Source organism: Myxococcota bacterium, assembly GCA_039030075.1.
GTDB lineage: Bacteria > Myxococcota_A > UBA9160 > UBA9160 > SMWR01 > JAHEJV01.
The window spans coordinates 17238-35375 of record JBCCEW010000007.1 but is presented as its reverse complement, the minus strand read 5'-3'; the positions used below and the strand labels follow the sequence as shown (position 1 = coordinate 35375).

The 18138-nt window shown below is 66.9% G+C and carries 17 protein-coding genes and 2 tRNA genes; 14 read left to right on the top strand and 5 right to left on the bottom strand.

Annotated features, from left to right (window positions below; translation table 11 throughout):
* The first annotated feature begins 34 nt into the window (after positions 1-34).
* Positions 35-2089 carry a DUF3604 domain-containing protein gene (locus AAF430_09430; GenBank protein MEM7410439.1) on the top strand — a complete coding sequence of 685 codons (2055 nt, stop codon included), beginning with the start codon at positions 35-37 and terminating at the stop codon, positions 2087-2089.
* A gap of 272 nt (positions 2090-2361) precedes the next feature.
* Here the strand turns inward: AAF430_09430 and AAF430_09425 are convergent.
* Positions 2362-2438 (bottom strand) — tRNA-Arg (locus AAF430_09425).
* 251 nt (positions 2439-2689) lie between these two features.
* Between AAF430_09425 and AAF430_09420 the strand changes: the two genes are divergently transcribed.
* The 12 genes from AAF430_09420 (at position 2690) to AAF430_09365 (ending at position 12904) form a co-directional block, all read left to right on the top strand.
* Positions 2690-2766, top strand: a tRNA-His gene (locus AAF430_09420).
* 90 nt (positions 2767-2856) lie between these two features.
* Positions 2857-3288, top strand: coding sequence for a DUF1330 domain-containing protein (locus AAF430_09415; protein ID MEM7410438.1), 432 nt, complete (start codon positions 2857-2859; stop codon positions 3286-3288).
* An 18-nt stretch (positions 3289-3306) separates the two neighbouring features.
* On the top strand, positions 3307-3738 hold the full coding sequence (locus tag AAF430_09410; protein ID MEM7410437.1) for a DUF420 domain-containing protein: 432 nt from the start codon (positions 3307-3309) through the stop codon (positions 3736-3738).
* Between the two features lie 381 nt (positions 3739-4119).
* The gene (locus AAF430_09405; protein MEM7410436.1) at positions 4120-4830 is read left to right on the top strand and encodes a c-type cytochrome; all 711 of its coding nucleotides are present in this window, start codon (positions 4120-4122) and stop codon (positions 4828-4830) included.
* Positions 4831-4991: 161 nt separating this feature from the next.
* Positions 4992-5681, top strand: coding sequence for a cytochrome C oxidase subunit II (locus tag AAF430_09400; protein MEM7410435.1), 690 nt, complete (start codon positions 4992-4994; stop codon positions 5679-5681).
* A 28-nt stretch (positions 5682-5709) separates the two neighbouring features.
* Positions 5710-7419 carry a cbb3-type cytochrome c oxidase subunit I gene (locus tag AAF430_09395; GenBank protein MEM7410434.1) on the top strand — a complete coding sequence of 570 codons (1710 nt, stop codon included), beginning with the start codon at positions 5710-5712 and terminating at the stop codon, positions 7417-7419.
* A 15-nt stretch (positions 7420-7434) separates the two neighbouring features.
* Positions 7435-8004 carry a cytochrome c oxidase subunit 3 gene (locus AAF430_09390; GenBank protein MEM7410433.1) on the top strand — a complete coding sequence of 190 codons (570 nt, stop codon included), beginning with the start codon at positions 7435-7437 and terminating at the stop codon, positions 8002-8004.
* A gap of 17 nt (positions 8005-8021) precedes the next feature.
* The gene (locus tag AAF430_09385) at positions 8022-8357 is read left to right on the top strand and encodes a cytochrome C oxidase subunit IV family protein (protein ID MEM7410432.1); all 336 of its coding nucleotides are present in this window, start codon (positions 8022-8024) and stop codon (positions 8355-8357) included.
* 75 nt (positions 8358-8432) lie between these two features.
* Entirely contained in the window at positions 8433-9023 is a 591-nt protein-coding gene (locus AAF430_09380; protein MEM7410431.1) for a cytochrome c oxidase subunit 3, read from the top strand.
* Entirely contained in the window at positions 9023-9277 is a 255-nt protein-coding gene (locus tag AAF430_09375) for a hypothetical protein (GenBank protein MEM7410430.1), read from the top strand. Before AAF430_09380 ends, AAF430_09375 begins: the two co-directional genes overlap by 1 nt.
* 159 nt (positions 9278-9436) lie before the next feature.
* Positions 9437-12367 carry an autotransporter domain-containing protein gene (locus tag AAF430_09370; protein MEM7410429.1) on the top strand — a complete coding sequence of 977 codons (2931 nt, stop codon included), beginning with the start codon at positions 9437-9439 and terminating at the stop codon, positions 12365-12367.
* A 297-nt stretch (positions 12368-12664) separates the two neighbouring features.
* Positions 12665-12904, top strand: a complete 240-nt coding sequence (locus tag AAF430_09365; GenBank protein MEM7410428.1) for a helix-turn-helix transcriptional regulator — start codon at positions 12665-12667, stop codon at positions 12902-12904.
* Positions 12905-12911: 7 nt separating this feature from the next.
* Here the strand turns inward: AAF430_09365 and AAF430_09360 are convergent, their stop codons facing one another.
* The 4 genes from AAF430_09360 to AAF430_09345 all read right to left on the bottom strand — a co-directional run bounded on the left by AAF430_09360 (position 12912) and on the right by AAF430_09345 (position 17442).
* Positions 12912-14225, bottom strand: a complete 1314-nt coding sequence (locus AAF430_09360) for a C69 family dipeptidase (protein ID MEM7410427.1) — start codon at positions 14223-14225, stop codon at positions 12912-12914.
* Between the two features lie 88 nt (positions 14226-14313).
* The gene (locus tag AAF430_09355) at positions 14314-15105 is read right to left on the bottom strand and encodes a hypothetical protein (GenBank protein MEM7410426.1); all 792 of its coding nucleotides are present in this window, start codon (positions 15103-15105) and stop codon (positions 14314-14316) included.
* Positions 15106-15802: 697 nt separating this feature from the next.
* Positions 15803-16387 carry a shikimate kinase gene (locus AAF430_09350; GenBank protein ID MEM7410425.1) on the bottom strand — a complete coding sequence of 195 codons (585 nt, stop codon included), beginning with the start codon at positions 16385-16387 and terminating at the stop codon, positions 15803-15805.
* A 2-nt stretch (positions 16388-16389) separates the two neighbouring features.
* On the bottom strand, positions 16390-17442 hold the full coding sequence (locus AAF430_09345) for a DUF3080 family protein (protein MEM7410424.1): 1053 nt from the start codon (positions 17440-17442) through the stop codon (positions 16390-16392).
* A 94-nt stretch (positions 17443-17536) separates the two neighbouring features.
* On the opposite strand from AAF430_09345, the gene AAF430_09340 reads away from it, so the two are divergent.
* Complete coding sequence (locus tag AAF430_09340; protein MEM7410423.1) at positions 17537-18109, top strand: pyridoxamine 5'-phosphate oxidase family protein; 573 nt, start codon at positions 17537-17539, stop codon at positions 18107-18109.
* Positions 18110-18138: the final 29 nt, after the last annotated feature.

Here is an 18138-nt window from a genome sequence, read left to right as displayed (position 1 = left end):
CGACGACTGACGCCTCGAGAGGCTTGCTGAACCCATGCGATTCCCTTCCCGCGATCTCGCTCACCTCGCGAGGCGATCCGGTTGCGGCGTGCTTTGCCTGGCCTGGATCTCGTGTTTCTCACTCGCAGATGACCCACCGAATCAGGAGGACTCGGGATCTTTGCGCAGTGCCGACGAGCTCGTGCGGTACACGGAGGAACGCGAACCGTGTGCGCATAGGACGCGAAATCGGATTCCGCTCTTTGGCGATCTCCACGTCCACACGATGTTCTCATTCGATGCGGCTGCCAACACGATTTCAGCGACGCCCGAGGATGCCTATGGGTTTGCACGCGGCGTCCCGATTGATTTCTGGCCGATCGTAGATGGGAAGCCCGCCGGTTCCTATGCAATCGATCGTCCACTCGACTTCCTGGCGGTGACCGATCACGCAGAGTTCCTCGGAGAGCGGCGCCTATGTCGTGAGCCGGGTTCGCCGCGCTACGACACTCCGTTCTGCAAAAAGACACGAGAGAGCGAGCGCACGAGCATGACGCTCTTCGGGACCGTGGTGGCCAGCGAGGAGCCCGTTCGCGTTCCTCAGGTCTGTGGCGACAGCGGGCAGCTGTGCCGTGACTGGGCTCGAGATCCATGGCACCGGATAGGGGCAGCGGCCGAGGCCGCGTACGATCGGACTCCCGCGTGCGAATTCACCACGTTCAAGGCCTACGAGTACACAGGCACGCCGAGTCTATCGAACTACCACCGCAACGTGATCTTTCGGAGTGGTCGCGTGCCGTTGCTCCCGGTCTCCTACATCGAGGCGCCCTACGACAGCGCGCTTTGGGAGAAACTCGATGAGGCTTGTCGGGTCGAGGACGGCTGCGAATACCTCACGATCCCCCACAACTCCAACCTCGCCAATGGGCGAATGGCACCCTACCTGCGGCTGCGGCCCACGATCGAGAATCGCCAAGCCTACGCTGAAACGCGCCTTCGCCGAGAGCCTCTGATGGAGATCTTTCAGCACAAGGGATCTTCAGAGTGCATCAACGGCCTGCCAAGCGTTTTCGGGGAGCCCGATGAGCTTTGCGATGTCGAAGCCGTTCGCTTTCTGGGGCGCGAAGAGACCTACGGGATCACAGAGGTAGGAGAAGATGGGACCGTGTTGGTTACGGAAACACGTGAGGTGACCAGAGATTGCCTTGGCGAGGTCGGTGCCAACGGAATGGTCGGTGCGGGATGCGTTGGCCCCACGGACTACTTGCGCTCGGGGCTTCTCGTCGGGTTGGAGCAGGCCAGGGAGATCGGTCTCAACTCGGTCAAACTCGGTGTCGTCGCGTCGACCGATACGCATGTTGCGACACCTGGGGCGGTGTCTGAGTCAGACTGGCGCGGGCACGTGTCCGTTGAGTCAACGCCGGAAGAACGCCTGCAGCCTGGCCTCCTCACCAGCGGCATCGATGGCAATCCTGGTGGTCTTGCTGGCGTCTGGGCCGTTGAGAACTCGAGGGACGCGATCTTCGAAGCGATGCTGCGTCGGGAGACCTTTGGTACGTCTGGCCCACGCATCACGCCACGCTTCTTTGGTGGATGGGACTACCCGGCAGATCTGTGCGAACGCGGTGATCTCGTTGAGGTGGGGTATGAACGAGGTGTGCCAATGGGTGGCGACCTCCCGACGGAGTCCGCGGCTGATCGAAAGCCGGTCTTTGTCGCGGTCGCCAATAGGGACCCTTCCGCCATGGGCGTCCCGCTCCAGCAGTTGCAGCTTGTCAAGGGTTGGATCGATGAAGCAGGCGGGCGCCGAACCAGCGTGACCGTGATCGCCGGTGGCTCGAACGGGGCGACGGTCGACCCCGCGACGCAGGCTCGGAAAGGCGTGGGGCACGACAGTCTGTGTGCGGTCTACCGCGATGAGGGCTTCAACCCCTTACAGTCAGCGTACTACTACCTCCGCGTTGTGGAGAATCCATCGGCTCGTTGGAGCGCCTACGACTGCGCTCGAGTTCCCGCAGAAGAGCGCCCCGAGGTATGCAGCGATGGCTCGTATCCTCAGACCATCCAGGAGATGGCGTGGACCTCGCCGATATGGCACGACGCCAAGTAGACCTGGCTCGTGAGCCTCCACCTCGCGCCGAAGACGCAGGCACTTGATCCCTCGATCCGAGGTGCGAGGGGGAGAGCGCCCTCCGGCTTTCTTCGATGAAACGGGGGGGGGAGGGGGCGAGCCGAAACAGGGCTCGCGGTCGGTGCGGCCATGTCGGCCGCGGCACCGGCGATGCAGGCACTCGACCATCTCGGCGAAGGGGCCTAGGCGGTCACTAGGCCGTCAGTTTGCTCGTTCGCGCAAGGCTGGGTGCGGTAAGCGGTTGGTCTTGCTGGCGCCCCGGGGAGGAATCGAACCCCCGACCCGCTGCTTAGAAGGCAGCTGCTCTATCCAACTGAGCTACCGGGGCGCGCAAGCCCAGGGTAGCAGTCCGCCCCCACCCCCCGTTTGCGTAGCGAACGCGGCGCCGTCCTCGGCGGCGCCACCCCAACGCCCGCGAGCTGGGAGTGCCCGCATCGAGCACGGCACCAAACCGAGCAAGCCGCTCCCATCCCTGCAGACCTCGGGTTTCCCCGTGTCACCGCCGGCGCCCACTCGGCGCGCAGCATCCGCGGAGCGGATGCGGAGCCACAAGCAGGGTGATAATTTGCCCCTCCTGCGGTGGGCGTAGCTCAGTTGGTTAGAGCGCCGGATTGTGGTTCCGGAGGCCGGGGGTTCGAATCCCCTCGTCCACCCCAGATTTCGCCCCGCGCCCGACGCGCGCCCCGGGCGACTCGCGGCTCCCCCGGGCGCCGCAGCGCCCCCGCGCCCTCTGCCGAGGTCCACCGATGCCCCCCGACGCCCCCAGCGAGACCGATCTCGCGTCGCTGCGCGGCCGGAGTCCGAAGGAAGGACCCGTCGTGATGCTCAACCTGCTGCGCTTCCACGAGAAAGCGGCCTACGCCGACGGGCGCGAGAGCGACCTCGCGGGCGAGGAGGCCTACGGGCTCTACGGCGCCGGCGTCACGAAGCTGATCCTCGGGCTCGGCGGGCGCCCTATCTATTATGGAAGGTGCAACACGCTGGCCGCCGGAGACGGCGAACTCCGCTGGGAAGTCGCCGCGATCATCGAATACCCGAGCATCGACGCCTTCATCGGGATGGTCTCGAGCGAGGCCTACCGCGATCTCCACGTCCACCGCGAAGCTGGCCTCGCGGATACGGTCGTGATCCAGTGCGTATCGCCCGAGCAGGCGGCTGCGCTCGCCGGATCCGGGTAGACGCGGGCACCGAGCGAGATGGACGTCCCCTTCCTGCCCACGCTGAACGCGTGTCTGAACGCGGTGGCCACCGTGCTGCTGCTGCGCGGGCGCGCGCTCATCCGGGCTGGTCAGATCGAAGCCCACAAGCGCACGATGATCAGCGCATTCGGCGTCTCGGCCGTGTTCCTGGCCTGCTACCTGGCCCACAAGATCGGGCGGAACTTCGAGAACACGACCTTCCACGCCGAGGGGCTCGCCAAGGCCGCCTACCTGGTTTTCCTGGCGAGCCACGTCCTCCTCGCGATGACCGTCCCCGTATTTGCCTTGATGCTGATCCGCTACGGCCTGCGCGGCGAGATCGACCGTCACCGCCGCCTGGCCCGGATCGCCTGGCCGATCTGGATGTACGTCTCGGTCACCGGCGTGGCGATCTATCTGCTGCTCTACCCCTTCAATCCGGGCCCCTGAGCGCGCTTTCCGGGGCCTGGGACACGCGAACCCGAGTCACTTTTCGGACCCGCTCCGCAGGCCGGCCCAGGCGCCCGCGACGGTCCCTCGATTCCGGCGCAAACCCTGGGTTTGTCTAGGGAAAACCGCACCGGATCAGTGCTGAAACGGCCTTGAACGCGTCCGGCCGGTGGGCTACCCGTCCCTGCGCAAACGCCCCCGACCGCAGACCTCGTGCGTCGGACGGCCCTTGCCGATAGCTCCGGGCGAGCCCGCCCGGGCCATCGAACCCAATACGTCACGCCAACACGTCACGGTCTCGACGCTCGAGTGCGGCCCCACCCGAAACGGGAGAGGGGCGCGGCGCTCGGTCCGAGCGTGGCGCTAGATCGGTTGGAGCGGATGAACCGAACGAACGCGACCTTGGTGCGCCACGCCTCCCGTGCTCTCGGAGTCGCGGCTCTCCTCGGCCTGGCCCTGGCGGCCACCCAGCTGAGTGCCCCCGTCGACGCGAATGCCCAGGACGAGACCGCCGCGGCGGTGGCCGTCGACCCCGAGCGCGGTGAGAAGCTCTACGCGCTCTGCGCCCAGTGCCACGGCGAGAACGGCGCCGGCAATCCGATGGCCCTGGCACCGTCGATCGCCGGTCTGCCCCAGTGGTTCGTCGAGGGTCAGCTCAAGAAGTTCAAGAACGGCGCCCGCGGCACCCATTTCGACGACATTCCGGGCATGCGCATGCGCCCGATGTCGTTGTGGCTGAAGCAGGACAGCGACGTCGTCGCCGTCGCTGAGTTCGTGGCCAACATGGAAAAGGCGGAGCCCGTAGCCATCCTCGAAGGGGGAGACCCCGAGGCTGGCAAGGCGAAGTACCTGCCCTGCACCGCCTGCCACGGCCAGAACGGCCAGGGGAACCAGGCCCTCAACGCCCCGCCGCTCGCGGGCATGAGCGACTGGTACCAGCTGTGGGCGTTGAAGGCCTTCAAGGCCGGCATCCGCGGCACCAACCCGCTCGACACGACTGGCGCGCTGATGCGGCCGATGTCGATGACCCTGGCCGACGAGCAGCAGATGCTCGACGTGATCGCCTACATCGGGACGCTCTCCGGCGAGTAGCGCCCCTTCCACCCAAACGAATTCCCGACCCCCAAGGAGCCCGAAGCATGGGCAAGGCCTACGAGCCCGACGAGCTCGCCACACGCACCTTCGTCGTCAGCATTGCTGGCATCGCGGCGTTCTGCGCCGTGGTGTTCATCTTCATTCTGTAGGAGCACGCGGTGATCGAGCGCTATCTCGAGCAGGTCTCCACCTACGCGGGCGACATCGACGGGCTGATCAATCTGATCGCCTGGTTCGTGGGTGTCTGGTTCCTCGTAGCGGAGTTCGTCTTCTTCTACCTGATCTTCAAGTTCCGCCACCGCGAAGGTCACAAGGGCGAGTACATCACGGGCGAGGAGAAGCATCAGAAGCGCTTCATCACGATCCCGCACTTCCTCGTCCTGGTCTGCGACATATTCATCATCATCGGCGCCGTCCGGGTGTGGGTGGACGTGAAGCAGACGCTGCCGCCGGCCGACGCCACCGTGCGCATCATCGGTCAGCAGTGGGCCTGGAGCTTCGTTCACCCCGGCCCGGACGGGGAGCTCGACACCGCCGACGACATCAAGACCGTCGAGTCGCTGAATACCGAGGTCGGGAAGGTCTATCACTTCCAGCTCGAGTCGCGCGACGTGCTGCACGACTTCTCCGTGCCGGTGTTCCGCCTGAAGCAGGACGCCATCCCCGGCCGCATCATCAGCGGCTGGTGGAAGGCGACGAAGACGGGCGAGTGGGACATCCAGTGCGCCGAGATCTGTGGAATCGGCCACGGAGTGATGAGGGCCCGGATCAAGGTCCAGTCGGCGGCCGAGCACGCCTCCTGGATGCACGAGAATTCACCGGTCGCGTCGATCGCGTCGGCCAACTAGCGCGAGCGAAGGACCGGAGAGGGAAGCTATGGCGGAGACCATCGACGTCGGGACCCACGCGGGCGACGACCACGGCCACGACCACCACCACGAAGAGACGTTCTGGAGCAAGTACGTCTTCTCCACCGACCACAAGATGATCGGCATGCAATACATGTTCACGGGCATGTTCATGGCGCTCATCGGCGGTTTCTTCGCCTACGCCTTCCGCATGCAGCTGGCCTTCCCCGGCATGGACGTGCCCTTCTGGGGAATCGTCACGCCGGCGGAATACAACGCGCTGATCACCAACCACGGCGCGATCATGATCTTCTGGGTGGCCATGCCCGTGTTGATCGCGGCCTTCGGGAACTTCCTGATCCCGCTGATGATCGGCTGCGACGACATGGTCTTCCCGAAGCTGAATCGGCTCAGCTATCAGATCTTCCTGCTTTCGGCGGTCGTCTTGCTGGCGTCCTTCGTCGTAGAGAACGGGGGCTTCGGAGGCGCCTGGACGTCCTACCCGCCGCTCTCGGCGAAACACGAATACAGCCTGACACCACTCGGGTCGTCGTTATGGATCACAGCCGTCGCACTCGAGTTCGTGGCGTTCCTGATCGGCGGCATCAACTTCGTCACCACCGCGATGAACTCGCGGGCCCCGGGGATGAAGCTGTACGACATTCCGATGGTGGTCTGGATGATCGTGGTCGCGAGCATCCTGTTCATGGCTTCGGTCGGGCCCCTGATCGCCGGCGCGATCATGCTCTTCATGGACCAGAACCTCGGCACCCACTTCTTCGATCCGAACGCGGGTGGCGATCCGATCCTCTGGCAGCACCTCTTCTGGTTCTTCGGGCACCCCGAGGTCTACGTCGTGCTGCTGCCGGCCACGGGCATCACCGCCGAGGTGATGTGCGTGTTCGCGCGCAAGAAGCTCTTCGCCTACCGCACGGTGCTCTACACCACCTTCGGCACCGGCGTCCTCAGCTTCACGGTGTGGGCGCACCACCAGTTCATCGCGGGCATCGATCCCCGCATGGCCCACGTCTTCACGATCACGACGCTGCTCATCTCGATTCCCATCGCCGAGATGATGTTCGTCTACATCGCGACACTCTACGGCGGTGACATCCGCCTGAAGACACCCATGCTCTGGGCCCTGGCGTTCATCGCCGAGTTCCTGATCGGCGGTGTCACGGGCATCTTCCTGGGCGCGAGTGGCGCGGACATCTACTTCCACGACACCTACTTCGTGCTGGCCCACTTCCACTACACGTTCTTCCCGATCGCGATCATCGGGGTCTACGCGGGCGTGACGTTCTGGTACCCGAAGATGTTCGGGAAGATGATGAACGACACGCTGGGGAAGATTCACTTCTGGGGAACGATCATCCCCTTCAATTGCATCTTCATCCCACTCTTCGTACTGGGCGCGGCCGGCCAGCACCGCCGCATCCATGACTTCACCCAGTACCCCGAGTTGGCGCAGTACCAGGACGTCCGCGTGTTCGCGACCGTGTCGCTGGTGATCATGCTGCTCTTCCAGTTCGTGTTCATCTACAACTTCTTCATGAGCCTGCGGAAGGGGAAGGACGCGGGGCCGAACCCGTGGAACTCGACGACGCTCGAGTGGACGACCGAGTCGCCCCCGGGTCACGGCAACTGGAAGGAGCTGCCGACGGTCTATCGCGGCCCCTACGAGTATCAGGTGCCCGGCCGCGACAAGGACTTCTGGCCGCAGAACGAACCCAACTAGGAAGCCCATACGATCATGCGACCCATTGCCAACACCCGCAGTGCTACCGGGATCCCCACTGGACGGCTCGCCGTCTGGTGGGTGGTGGCCTCGGAAATCGTGATCTTCGGAGGCCTCTTGGCCTCCTACATCATGCAGCGATTCGCGCACCCCGAGTGGGCGGACCAGGCGGCCGTGACCGACTGGCGCATCGGCGGTTTCAACACGCTGGTGCTGCTCTCCTCGAGCCTCTCGGCCGTGCTCGCCCACCAGGCAGCCGAGCGGGGCGATGGGAAGCGGGCAGCGAAGCTGCTCTACGTGACCTGCCTCGGTGCGGTGATGTTCATCTGCGTGAAGGCCTTCGAGTGGTACACGGAGATCAGCCACGGCTACACGCTGCAGTCGAACACCTTCTGGTCGTTCTACTACACGGCAGCCGGCATCCACGCCCTGCACGTCATCGCGGGCGCGATCATCATGCTCATCGTGGCCAAGGACGCGGCGAAGAACCTCGAGCTCCACCGGGTGGAGCTGATCGGGATCTACTGGCACTTCGTCGACGTCGTCTGGATCTTCCTCTTTCCCCTTCTCTACATCGCCAAGTAGCTGAGACGAGGCAAGCCATGTCCGAAGCCGCACATCACGACGACTCTCACTACTGGAAGATCTACTACACGCTGCTGGTTCTGCTGGTCGTCAGCGTCGTGGGCCCGTTCGCCGAGATCTGGTGGCTCACCCTGATCACCGCCTTCGGCGTGGCGATCGTGAAGGCCTTCCTGGTCTGCAAGCACTTCATGCACCTCAACATCGAGGCGCGATGGGTGATCTACCTGCTGGCCACTATGCTCGTCTTCATGTTCCTCTTCTTCACGGCGGTGGCTCCCGACGTGATGAAGTGGGAGGGTGACAACTGGGTGAAGCCCTTCGTCGCCCAGGAGAGCAGCGTCCAACCCCACTAGGCGGCGCCTCGGCGCCAAGCCTTCGGTCCGCTCCGGGTCTCCCGGAGAGCCAGCGGATTCTGGAAGCCATTCCCCATGGCCCGTTCCTCCGCCGACCTCCGCGTCATCAGTGATCCCCGCCCGCCGCCGGCGCTGCCCAGCGCCGTGCTCGGAATGAGCATCTTCGTCGTCACCGAGGCGATGATGTTCGCGGGCCTGATCAGCGCCTTCCTGATCGTGAAGGCGAGCTCGACCGGCGCCTGGCCGCCGCCGGGCCAGCCGCGGCTGCCCGTCGAAGAGACCGCCTTCAACACGGTCGCGCTGCTCGTGAGCGGCGTGTTCCTGTGGCGCGCGAAGCGCGCCTTCGAAGAGACGCCCGCGAGCGCGCTGCGACCCCTGGCGATCGCCATGGGCCTCGGCACCTTCTTCGTGCTCTTCCAGGGCTACGAGTGGGCGCTGATGCTGACCCAGGGCCTCACGATCACCTCCAGCAATCACGGCAGCTTCTTCTACCTGATCGTGGGCATGCACGCGCTGCACGCCGTGATCGGTCTGGCGCTTCTGGGCCATGCCTTCTGGCGCCTCCAGAGCGGCTTCCTGTCGGCCAGCCGCTTCTCGGCGGCGCAGATCTTCTGGCTCTTCGTGGTGGGGCTCTGGCCCGTCCTCTACGTGTTGGTCTACACCTGATGCGCTCGCTCCTCGCGCTCTTCCTGCTCGCCATCTGGGCGCTCGCGCCCGACGCCGCCTCGGCATGCGCCGTCTGCTACGGCGGCGGCGAAGAGAGCAGGACGGCCTTCATCGTGACGACGCTGTTCCTGAGCGTCCTGCCGGTGGCGCTCGTGGGCGGCATCGTGTGGGTCGTCTGGCGCCGAATCCGCGATTTCGAGCTCGAGCCAAGGGCCGACGAAGCGGCTCCCGAAACGGCGACGCGCGTCTCCTGACGCTCCCAGCAGCGCCTTCGGCGCCCTCCCCAGAGCCCAGGAGCCCTGCGAAATCAGGGACTTCCTCCAATGCCGCCGGCATGTTAGAACGGTGTTCGGCCTTGGCTCTCGCCAGGGTCGGGTGCGGCCACGCCGCACCCCGTCGCGAGCCACCGGGGGGTGGGGAGAGACACGCTGCGCCCCTCGATCGACCGGTTTGCCTGGCTCCTGGCGCTGACAGTGGTTTCCCTCCTGGCTTCGAGCGAGCCGGTAGAGGCCCAGTGTGCGCCCAACATGATGATGGCCACCACCATCGACTGCGACGGCGCCGATCCCGACGGCTACAACGCCGGCGCGACCGACGATCTCACGCTCAACGTGCTGAACGGCGCGACGGTCACGAACGGCGCCAACCCGGACACGATCGTGCTGAACAACGGCAGCACGGTGACCGTGCAGAGCGGTGGTGAGGTCACGATCGACGCCGCGGGCGGTCGCGCGATCGTCGTGGGCGACGGCGCGAACGACAACACGGTCAGGATCGAGAACGGCGCCACGCTGAACCTGAACGCCGCGAACACGGTGGGCGTCGACGCGGGCAACGGCGACGCCGCGATGATGCAGGAGAGCACCCTCCGCAATCTCGGGATGATCACCTCGACCCAAGCAGGAGCGATCGGGCTGCGCGTGGGCGATACCGACAACGTGGTCGCGAACGATACCGACGCGACCGGCTCGGGGAGCATCCAGCTGTCGGGCGACGACAGTCGCGGCATCGTGGGGGGCAACGACAACGCGCTCGTGGTGAACAACGGCGACCTCACCCTCGACGGTGCCAACAGCATCGGCGTGCTCGCCGGCAACGCAAACGCTGCGGTGGGCAACGACCGCTCCGGCACCATCACCATCTCGGCGCCGGGCGGCGTGGGCGTCCGTATGGGCGACGACAACGTCAACGGCGGCAACTTCGGTGAGATCTCCATCACCGGCGGCACCGGGGTCGGCATCGATGCCGGAGACGGCAACACGTTCGTGAACAGCCCCGCTCCCAGCACGCCCCCCGATGGCATCTTCGTCTCGGGGAACGGCGGCATCGGCGTCCGCATGCTCGATTCCAACACCTTCACCAATTCGGGGCCCCTCGAGGCGACGGGCACCGGAGGCGTCGGCGTGATCGCGGGGAGTGCCGGGGGGACCGGCAACACGATCATCAACTCGGGCACGATCCGCGGCGACGCAGTCGGGGTCGCGTTCTCTGGCGCGGACGCCGGGGCGACCGACAACGTACTCACGAACAACGCCGCCGGAACGATCGAAGGAGTCTCGGGCCCGGCCGTGCTGGGAAGCGCCGGCATCGAGACCGTCACCCACGGCGGCACCATCACGGGCAACGTGTTGCTCCTCGGTGGGAACGACCAGTTCATGCTCCAGACCGGCGCCACCACCACCGGCATGATCGATGGGGGCGCAGGAACCGATGCCCTCGAACTCGGTGCGGGCATCGGCGAAGGCAGCTTCGACCTGTCGACTGCGACGGGCTTCGAAACGCTCACCGTCTCTTCCGGAACCTGGGCGCTCTCGAACACGGGCACCTTCTCGGGCGGAAGCACCTTCGAGACGGGATCGGTGGTTGCGGTGCGTGGCCCGGTGACCGTCAACGGCGACGTCACCCTCGACGACGGGTCGACCCTCGACATCGCGCTGGATCCGCTCGGAACGAGCGGTGTCTTCGACACCTCGGGCACGCTCAACATCGGCAGCGGCGCGCGGCTCCGCCTCAGTCCGGCCAACCCGCTCGCGTCGGGCTCGGTGTTCCCCCTGGTGCGTGCGGGGACCCTGATCGGCAGCTTCGGCGTCGACGGCCTGCCCGCCAACACCGCGGTGCTCGACTTCGACCTCGTCTCGCTGATGCCGAACGAGCTGTCACTTCAGGTCACCCGCAACCCTTACGCCAGCGCGGCCACCACGCCGAATGCGAGCGCCGTCGCCCAGGCCCTCGATGCCGCGCTCGCTTCGGCGCCCACGGGCTCGCTCGGTAATCTCCTCGCCCAGCTGGACATGCTGGGCATCGCAGCCTTCGGCGATGCGCTCGCGAGCTTCAGCCCCGAAGCCTACGACGCGCACACGAGCGCCAACTTGTGGATGGCGCGCGCCGTCGCCGACGTGGTGTCCGGACGCGAACCCCGCTGTGAACCCGTCACGCTGCAGGCGTCGCCTCCTGAGATCGCGTCGTCTCCCTGCGCCGAATCGGCTTGGGAGCCTTGGGTCGCCGCCGTCGGCAGCCTCGGCAACCGCGACGGCGACCGCGGTCACATCGACTACGACCACGCAGGCGGAGGGATCGCGCTGGGCGTCGACCGGCGCCTCGGGCCCTGGGTGGTCTCGGGATACCTCGGCGGGACCTTCGGCACGCTCGAAGTGGACGACGTCGGCGACGGCGAGTTCTCGAGCCTCGAGCTGGGCGTGGCGGCGCGACTGGCCATCGCGAACGGCCACGTCCGGGGCGTCGTCGGCTACGGCCACGGATTCCACGATCAGGACCGCGACATCCGCGTCGGCAACCTGGTGAGCACGGCGAGCGGCGACTTCGACAGTGACCGGGTGTTGGCGCGCCTCGAGGGGGGCGCCGCGTTCCCGCTCATGGCCGGTCTCGACATCGAGCCGATCGGGTCCGTGGAGTACACCTGGCTGCGCGAAGATCGGGTGACCGAGAGTGGGGGCGGTGCGGCCGCCCTGCGCGTCGACGCGCGTAGCCACGGCGTGCTCGCAACCACGGCAGGCGTCCGGCTGAGTACCCAGCTGACGCGCTTCGCGTACCTGGGGCGTTACCTCGAGTGGAGTGTCGGCGTCTGGCGGGCGGAGCTCGACGCCCGCTGGCACTCGACGTGGCAGGACGCGGATCGCGACATCGAGGCGCAGCTCGCCGCCGCGCCTGGCGCGGCTCCCTTCGAAGTCGAGGCCGAAGACGGGGACCAGGGTGTCCTCGTTCAGCTGGGGACGACCTTTCAGCCCTATCGATCCGGTGTGCTGGTGGGGCTGCGTTACCGCGGTTACCTGGCCAACGGGCGCCAGGTCCACAGCGGATTGCTGCAGCTCGAGGTGCCGCTCTAGACCGCTTCGCCTCGGCAATCGCGCCGGGTTCGCGTCGCGAAGGAACGGCCAGACCCGGTGTAGAGCACCGTGTAGAACGCGGTTTATGTGCCTCGGGGATTCTCTCCGGCGGGGAAGAGGTTCGGTCACTCCCTTTGGGGATTCGGCGCGCAGCTGTCCTTCAACTATTTGAAAAACATCAAGATTCTTCTCTCGTCAGTGCGACACGGGTGCGTTGAATTCACCCCGAGGCGGGTCTCTTGGGTCGACCAGCGCTACTCTCCCCCCGTCGGGCCGAGGGCCCTCCGAGAACCCCTGATGAATCGTATTCGCGCCGCACGCCAAGCCATGGGCTGGACCCAGAACGACCTCGCCGAGAAGGCCGGGGTTTCCGCGCGCACGATTCACGCGATCGAAAAGGGGCGCGCCTGTCGGCAGGCGACGAAGCGGAAGATCCTCCGCACCCTGGGCGTTCCGTGGGAACAGCGCGAAGAGTATTTCCCGATGGCGCGCAAAGTTCGTCGCCCGGTCGCGCTCGAAGAAGCGCGGACGGCCTGACTCCCGCCTAGGGCGAGGCCACCATCTCCGGGGCCTCGGTTCCGAGCGCGTCGGTCACGGACACGAGCTCGCCGAGTAGATCCGCGGTCATGCGGTCCACGAAGTCGTCGAGGATGGCCCGCCCCCGATCGGTCTGACCCGCCAGATGGGCGGCTCGGGCTTCGCGCTCCATGTCTTCACGCGGCTCGTCGACCGACGCTTCGAAGCGCTGCCAAGCCGCCCGTGCCAGCGGCGTGGATCGTTCTGGATCGCGCGCTGCCAGCAGCTCGAGCCGTTTGAAACGGGGCCAGAGGGCAGGGGCATCGGGCATGTCGATGCTGCGCGCGAAACAGCCGGGCAGCGTTGCATCGAGGTAGACCGGCACCAGCACACTCGTGCAGGGGCTGCCGAACCCGATCCACACAGGCCAGGCGAAGGGGCGCTGCGTAGGCAGCTCGGCCACGAGACTGGCCGTGGTGTGAAAGACCGGATCACTGTGCGCGCAGAGCGTGAAGAAGCGCTCTTCCTCCGGGTTGGCGTCGCGGCCCCTCCACACCGGTCCGCCCTCGTCGTGGTCGCGCAGCAGGCGAGAGAACGAGGCGACATCGTGGCTGCCGCGTCCGGTCTCGAGCTGTTCGAGCGAGCGGCGATGGCGACCGGAGGAAAGACGCCCAGGGACGTGCGGGTTGCGCAGTGCGTTCGCGACATCGACCCGGGACGGCTCGCGCCAATAGCCTTCCTGGCGCACCCAGGCCTCGAAGTCGCGCGAGGCGATGTCCCACCCGTTGCCCAGTCCGTAGTGATTGGAAACGGCGCCGAGCCGCAGCTGCCGGGCGACCCAGCGGCGGTTCGAGGTTTCGAGCTGCCAGGCGTTTCCCGGGTCGGCGAGCAGGAAGCTGTTGTGGTAGCCGGTGCCGTCGGGACCGCGTGCCGCGCCCCCCTGTCCGTGGGTCTCGAGCAGCGTCGCGATCACCTCGAGGGCTTCACGCGCGGTGCGACCGCGCTCTAGACCAAGGCGGACGAGGTCCATCCCGATCAGACCGGACGTTTCCTCGACCGGCTCTCGTGAGAAGACCGTGTGGTTTCCGATCGCGACGCCATGTTCATTGACGCCGTGTTCGAGGCCCCACACCCACCACGGCGAGTGACCCATGACGGCGTAGGTCTCGGCCACCTGGGGGATCTCGATGTGGGTGCACAGCAGCGTCGATCCCGGGGCGTGGTGGGCCGCCGGATGCTGGACGAAGGGCTGACACTCCTCGCCCTCCCGATCACTGTTCTTCGCGAACAGGGTGTGCCCCCGACGCGTCTCGACCCCCAGCGCCACCACCGAGTCGCACATCGCGCCAGGGTATCACCCTGCCGACGCCGTCGGGGAAGGAGAACGCCATCCCCGACGGCGGGTCGGCTGTGGTTCGCTCGAACTCGGGCTAGGCGTGGGTCCGTCCGCGTCGCGCCAGAGCGATGAGACCACCGATCACGAGCAGCGCCGTACCGGGTTCGGGCGTGTGGGCCGTGATCGAGGTGACACCCGAAGGGCCGACGACCGAGCCCAGCAGCGTGCCGCTGACCGGGTCGAAGCGGTTGATCATCGAGTTCGAGGAAGAGCTCGAGCCCGTCGATCCGGTCGCGAAGATCTCGCCGTCGATGAAGGCGAGGCCGAAGAGTGACCGGAGGTTGGCGTCGAAGGACGAGATCTCGCCGAGATCGAAGTCGTAGGTGACGATCCGCCGCGTCGAGAACGACGGGGCCTCGGCGAAGAGGAGTCGGTCTTGATCGTCGATTCCGAGGGCCGAGACGCTCTGGTTCAGGAAGACCAGGTCGAGCAGGCTGCCCGTGCTCGAAAGCCGGTAGAGCTGGTTTCCACTCGTGTCGGCGACGAACAGATCACCGTTGCTCGCGGCGGCGAGCCCGGCGATTCCACGCGCCGGTGTGAGAATGATGTCTACGAGGCCGCCGCGTTCGTCCACCTTGGCGATGGTTCCGCTCGACGAGTGGCCGATCAGCAGGTTGCCGTCGCTCCAGGCGAGGTCGCCTACGGCGAACGGAGAGAAGAACCGGCTCTGGAAATCCCCATCGGTTCCGAGGTTGTAGAGGTCGGGCGTCGCGGGGGCCGAGCTGGAAAAGCTCCTCGTGGTCGAGACGACCAGAGAGGCAGCATGGAGCGGGATCGCGCAAAGAACGGCGGCAACAGTGAGGACAGAGACGAGCATACGATTCACGGGACTTCTCCTTTGTCGAAGTCGAGCCGGGGCGGGGTCGCCTGGCAGGGGACTGGCAGGGGAGTGGCAAGTCACCTGCAGAAATCGCGCAAGAAATTCGGGAAGCCCCCGGGATCCAGGGGGCAAGTTGGATTGCACCCTGCATTTCTCTGACACCCACCGTCCGGTGTGACTACTTCCTGTGTAGATCTCGCGGCTGCGGCCGCGGGGGTGCGGGACTCCCGAGACCTTCGGGCCCGCATTCCGCGTTCCCGCTCTCGAGATCCCGCGCCCCCGCGACTTCAAGTCGGGAAGAAGGCGCAGAATCGCCGCCCTCGAAGTCGATGAAGGCGAGACGCGCCGTGCGCAGGGTGGACGCACCGATGCTCTGTCATCCCATCGTGCAGGAAGCTCCCGAGCCGACCCGGGGGAAGGCTTTGCCGCACCTGGCTGGTGTCCTTGCTTCCGCGCGACCTTCGGTTCGTTCGAGGATTCGGCTTCGTGGCCTGGCGGCCACGGACGTGCCGCTCGATGTGGAGCGTCCCTTCTCATGAAGGGGCGTTCGGGGGCGGCACGGCAGGGGTACGGACCTTCGTTCCGTCGGTCCTGGCCCGGATCCCGGCGCGTCGCTGGCCCACGCCACTGACGTGTCGTCTCCGCGGGTCGCACCTCCGCATCGGTGCGGCCCGCCCTTGCCCCTGCCAGGAGCGCGATTCGCTCAGAGCCGGTCGACGGCGCTGATCCGATCGAGGGCGTCGAGAAGCTGGCTCGCGATCTCGTGGGGATGGCGATCGCCCGCTTCGACCACGGTGTCCGCCTCGCGCAACACCTCCTCACGCGGTTCGAAGAAGGGCACCAGCTCTTCGACCGACGTGGGCGTTCCGAGACTGAACTGGAAGAGGCTGCCCGGAGACACTCGCAGTCGCTCCTGGATGCGCGTGAGCAGCACGGAGGTCGGGCGCCGCAGGTAGACGAGCCGTGCTTCGTCGCGCAGCCGCACCCGTCCTTCGTCGGAGAGGGCCGTATGCCCGAGCGCGATCACCGCACACGGTCGCCGATCGAGCGCGCGGTCGAGTGCCTGCGATCCATAGCGCGCGAGTGCGGCCAGCCCTTCGCCGGAAAGCACCTGGCCGAGCGAGCGCCCGGCGGCGTTCTCCGCCATGCGATCGACCTCACAGAAGGGCAAGCCGGTGCGCGCCGCCATCGCCCGCGCGGTGGCGGCCGTGCCCGCCCCGACGTGGCCCGCCAGCACGAGCGGTTCTCCCAGCAGCAGGCGCGGGTGCGGTGCGTAGTAGTCGTCCATGTTCAGCCTCGATCCGTCGCGTCCGGCAGCACGCCGCATTCCTGCAGCAGGGGTTGCCAGGCTCGTGCATGTACACGAAGCGCTTCGCGGTAGCGATGCCACAGACTGCTCTCGCCCGGACCCAGCGTCTCGCGAAGGTAGTCCGTCATGGCATCGGGAAGCGAAGTCGGGGGCGGTAGGGCCACGGCGAGGGCGGCGAGCGGCTCGGCCAACCCGGCGACCTCGCGATCGACGCGCGAGAGCGCGGGCTGCACGCCCTGGAGGTACGCACCCTGGAACGTGCGCACGAGGCGCACGGCCGGCACCGGGCAGCCCTCGCCGGGGAAGCCCTCCAGCCGCTGGGCCACGCGCGACAAGTGGTGTCGCGCCTCGTCGAGCGCCCGCAGTCGCGGGCCGACCGGGGCCGTGCGGGCGAGCTGCGCCACAAGGTCTTCGAGCTCCACGGCCGCCTCGGGCGGGTGGTGCGGTTGGGTCGCCAACACGGTCACGCGCGCGAGGAGTGGCGCGGCGCGGTCGGCGGGGGCCCTTCTTCCGACCGGCGACGCGAGCGACCAGTAGGCTTCGAACTCCTCGCTGGTCCACACTGCGTTCCAGCGGTGCAGGGGCAGGGCGGCTTCCTTGTCCGCGATCAGGGACGCCAGCCGGTCGCGGGTGCCGTCTTCCAGGGAGTCGAGGCACGTGCGACCCGCAGCGTGCACCTCTGCTTCGTAGCGGTAGCGGCGCGTCGCCGGCATCACGCGTCCCAGCGGGCTGTTGCGGTAGCCCGCCAGTTCGCCCAGCCGGCAACCCTGGAGCGACAGAAAGTCGAAGAAGCGCACCTCGGACGCGGGCACCTCGACCACACGATTTCGGCGCCCGGGCAGCGCTGTCGTGAGGACCGGGTCGCCGGGATCGCACGGACCGTCGGTCCAACGGCAGACCTCGGCGTGGTAGCTGCGCAGGTGTTCGTCGAGGCCGGGGCTACACGCGGCCGCGAGCCCGACGCCGAGCGCCACCAGGGCGAGCCGGGCCGGGCGTGCGAGGCCAGGGCCTAGAAGGGTAGGGCGGGGCGACAAGCGCCGAGCATAGCCGCGGGCCGGGCAGGGGCCGTCGGTGTGCACCTTGCCCCCATCGGGTGGGTTCGCTTCGCTTTCCGCGGGAGGCCTGCGCATGGCGGAAGCGATCGACAACTACGAGCGCGTATCCATCTATCCGTTGGACCCGACGACGCGCGAGGCACTGCTCACCGAGCACAAGGAGTGCTCCTTCGCCTGGACCACGCGTGACGGCTGGCCCGTCGCGGTGATCATGTCCTACGTCTGGCACGAAGAGCGCTTCTGGTTGACGGCGGGAGGGCACCGCCACCGCATCTCGGCCGTGCGGCGCGACCCGCGCGTGTGCATCACCGTGACGAGCACCGGCACCTCCCTCGGCCCCGGCAAGAGCATCACGGTCAAGGGTCGCTGCATCCTCCACGAGGACGCGGAGACGAAAGCGTGGTTCTACCCGCGGTTCTCGCGCCACCTCGAGGACAACGAGCGCCGCGCGAGCGCTTTCGAGGAGCGTCTCGATTCACCGCTGCGCGTCGTGCTCGAGGTGGTGCCCGAGAAGTGGATCACCTACGACGGTGTGAAGATGGCGCGGGACGCGGCGGGAAAGCTCGACGCGTCCGAGCGCGGGCCTGCGCTCTCCGCCGACGAGGAGCGGCTCACGCGCGAGCTCGCACGACGCCGCACGGATTGATCGCGCGTTCCGGTCACAGGAACTGACGC

Bases quoted from the DNA above. Each gene is read 5' to 3' on its own strand.
- AAF430_09395 (MEM7410434.1), top strand. From the start codon at position 5,710: ATGGCGGAGACCATCGACGTCGGGACCCACGCGGGCGACGACCACGGC.
- AAF430_09430 (MEM7410439.1), top strand. From the start codon at position 35: ATGCGATTCCCTTCCCGCGATCTCGCTCACCTCGCGAGGCGATCCGGT.
- AAF430_09390 (MEM7410433.1), top strand. From the start codon at position 7,435: ATGCGACCCATTGCCAACACCCGCAGTGCTACCGGGATCCCCACTGGA.
- AAF430_09410 (MEM7410437.1), top strand. From the start codon at position 3,307: ATGGACGTCCCCTTCCTGCCCACGCTGAACGCGTGTCTGAACGCGGTG.
- AAF430_09350 (MEM7410425.1), bottom strand. From the start codon at position 16,387: ATGGACGACTACTACGCACCGCACCCGCGCCTGCTGCTGGGAGAACCG.
- AAF430_09415 (MEM7410438.1), top strand. From the start codon at position 2,857: ATGCCCCCCGACGCCCCCAGCGAGACCGATCTCGCGTCGCTGCGCGGC.
- AAF430_09340 (MEM7410423.1), top strand. From the start codon at position 17,537: ATGGCGGAAGCGATCGACAACTACGAGCGCGTATCCATCTATCCGTTG.
- AAF430_09365 (MEM7410428.1), top strand. From the start codon at position 12,665: ATGAATCGTATTCGCGCCGCACGCCAAGCCATGGGCTGGACCCAGAAC.
- AAF430_09375 (MEM7410430.1), top strand. From the start codon at position 9,023: ATGCGCTCGCTCCTCGCGCTCTTCCTGCTCGCCATCTGGGCGCTCGCG.
- AAF430_09385 (MEM7410432.1), top strand. From the start codon at position 8,022: ATGTCCGAAGCCGCACATCACGACGACTCTCACTACTGGAAGATCTAC.
- AAF430_09380 (MEM7410431.1), top strand. From the start codon at position 8,433: ATGGCCCGTTCCTCCGCCGACCTCCGCGTCATCAGTGATCCCCGCCCG.
- AAF430_09360 (MEM7410427.1), bottom strand. From the start codon at position 14,225: ATGTGCGACTCGGTGGTGGCGCTGGGGGTCGAGACGCGTCGGGGGCAC.
- AAF430_09405 (MEM7410436.1), top strand. From the start codon at position 4,120: ATGAACCGAACGAACGCGACCTTGGTGCGCCACGCCTCCCGTGCTCTC.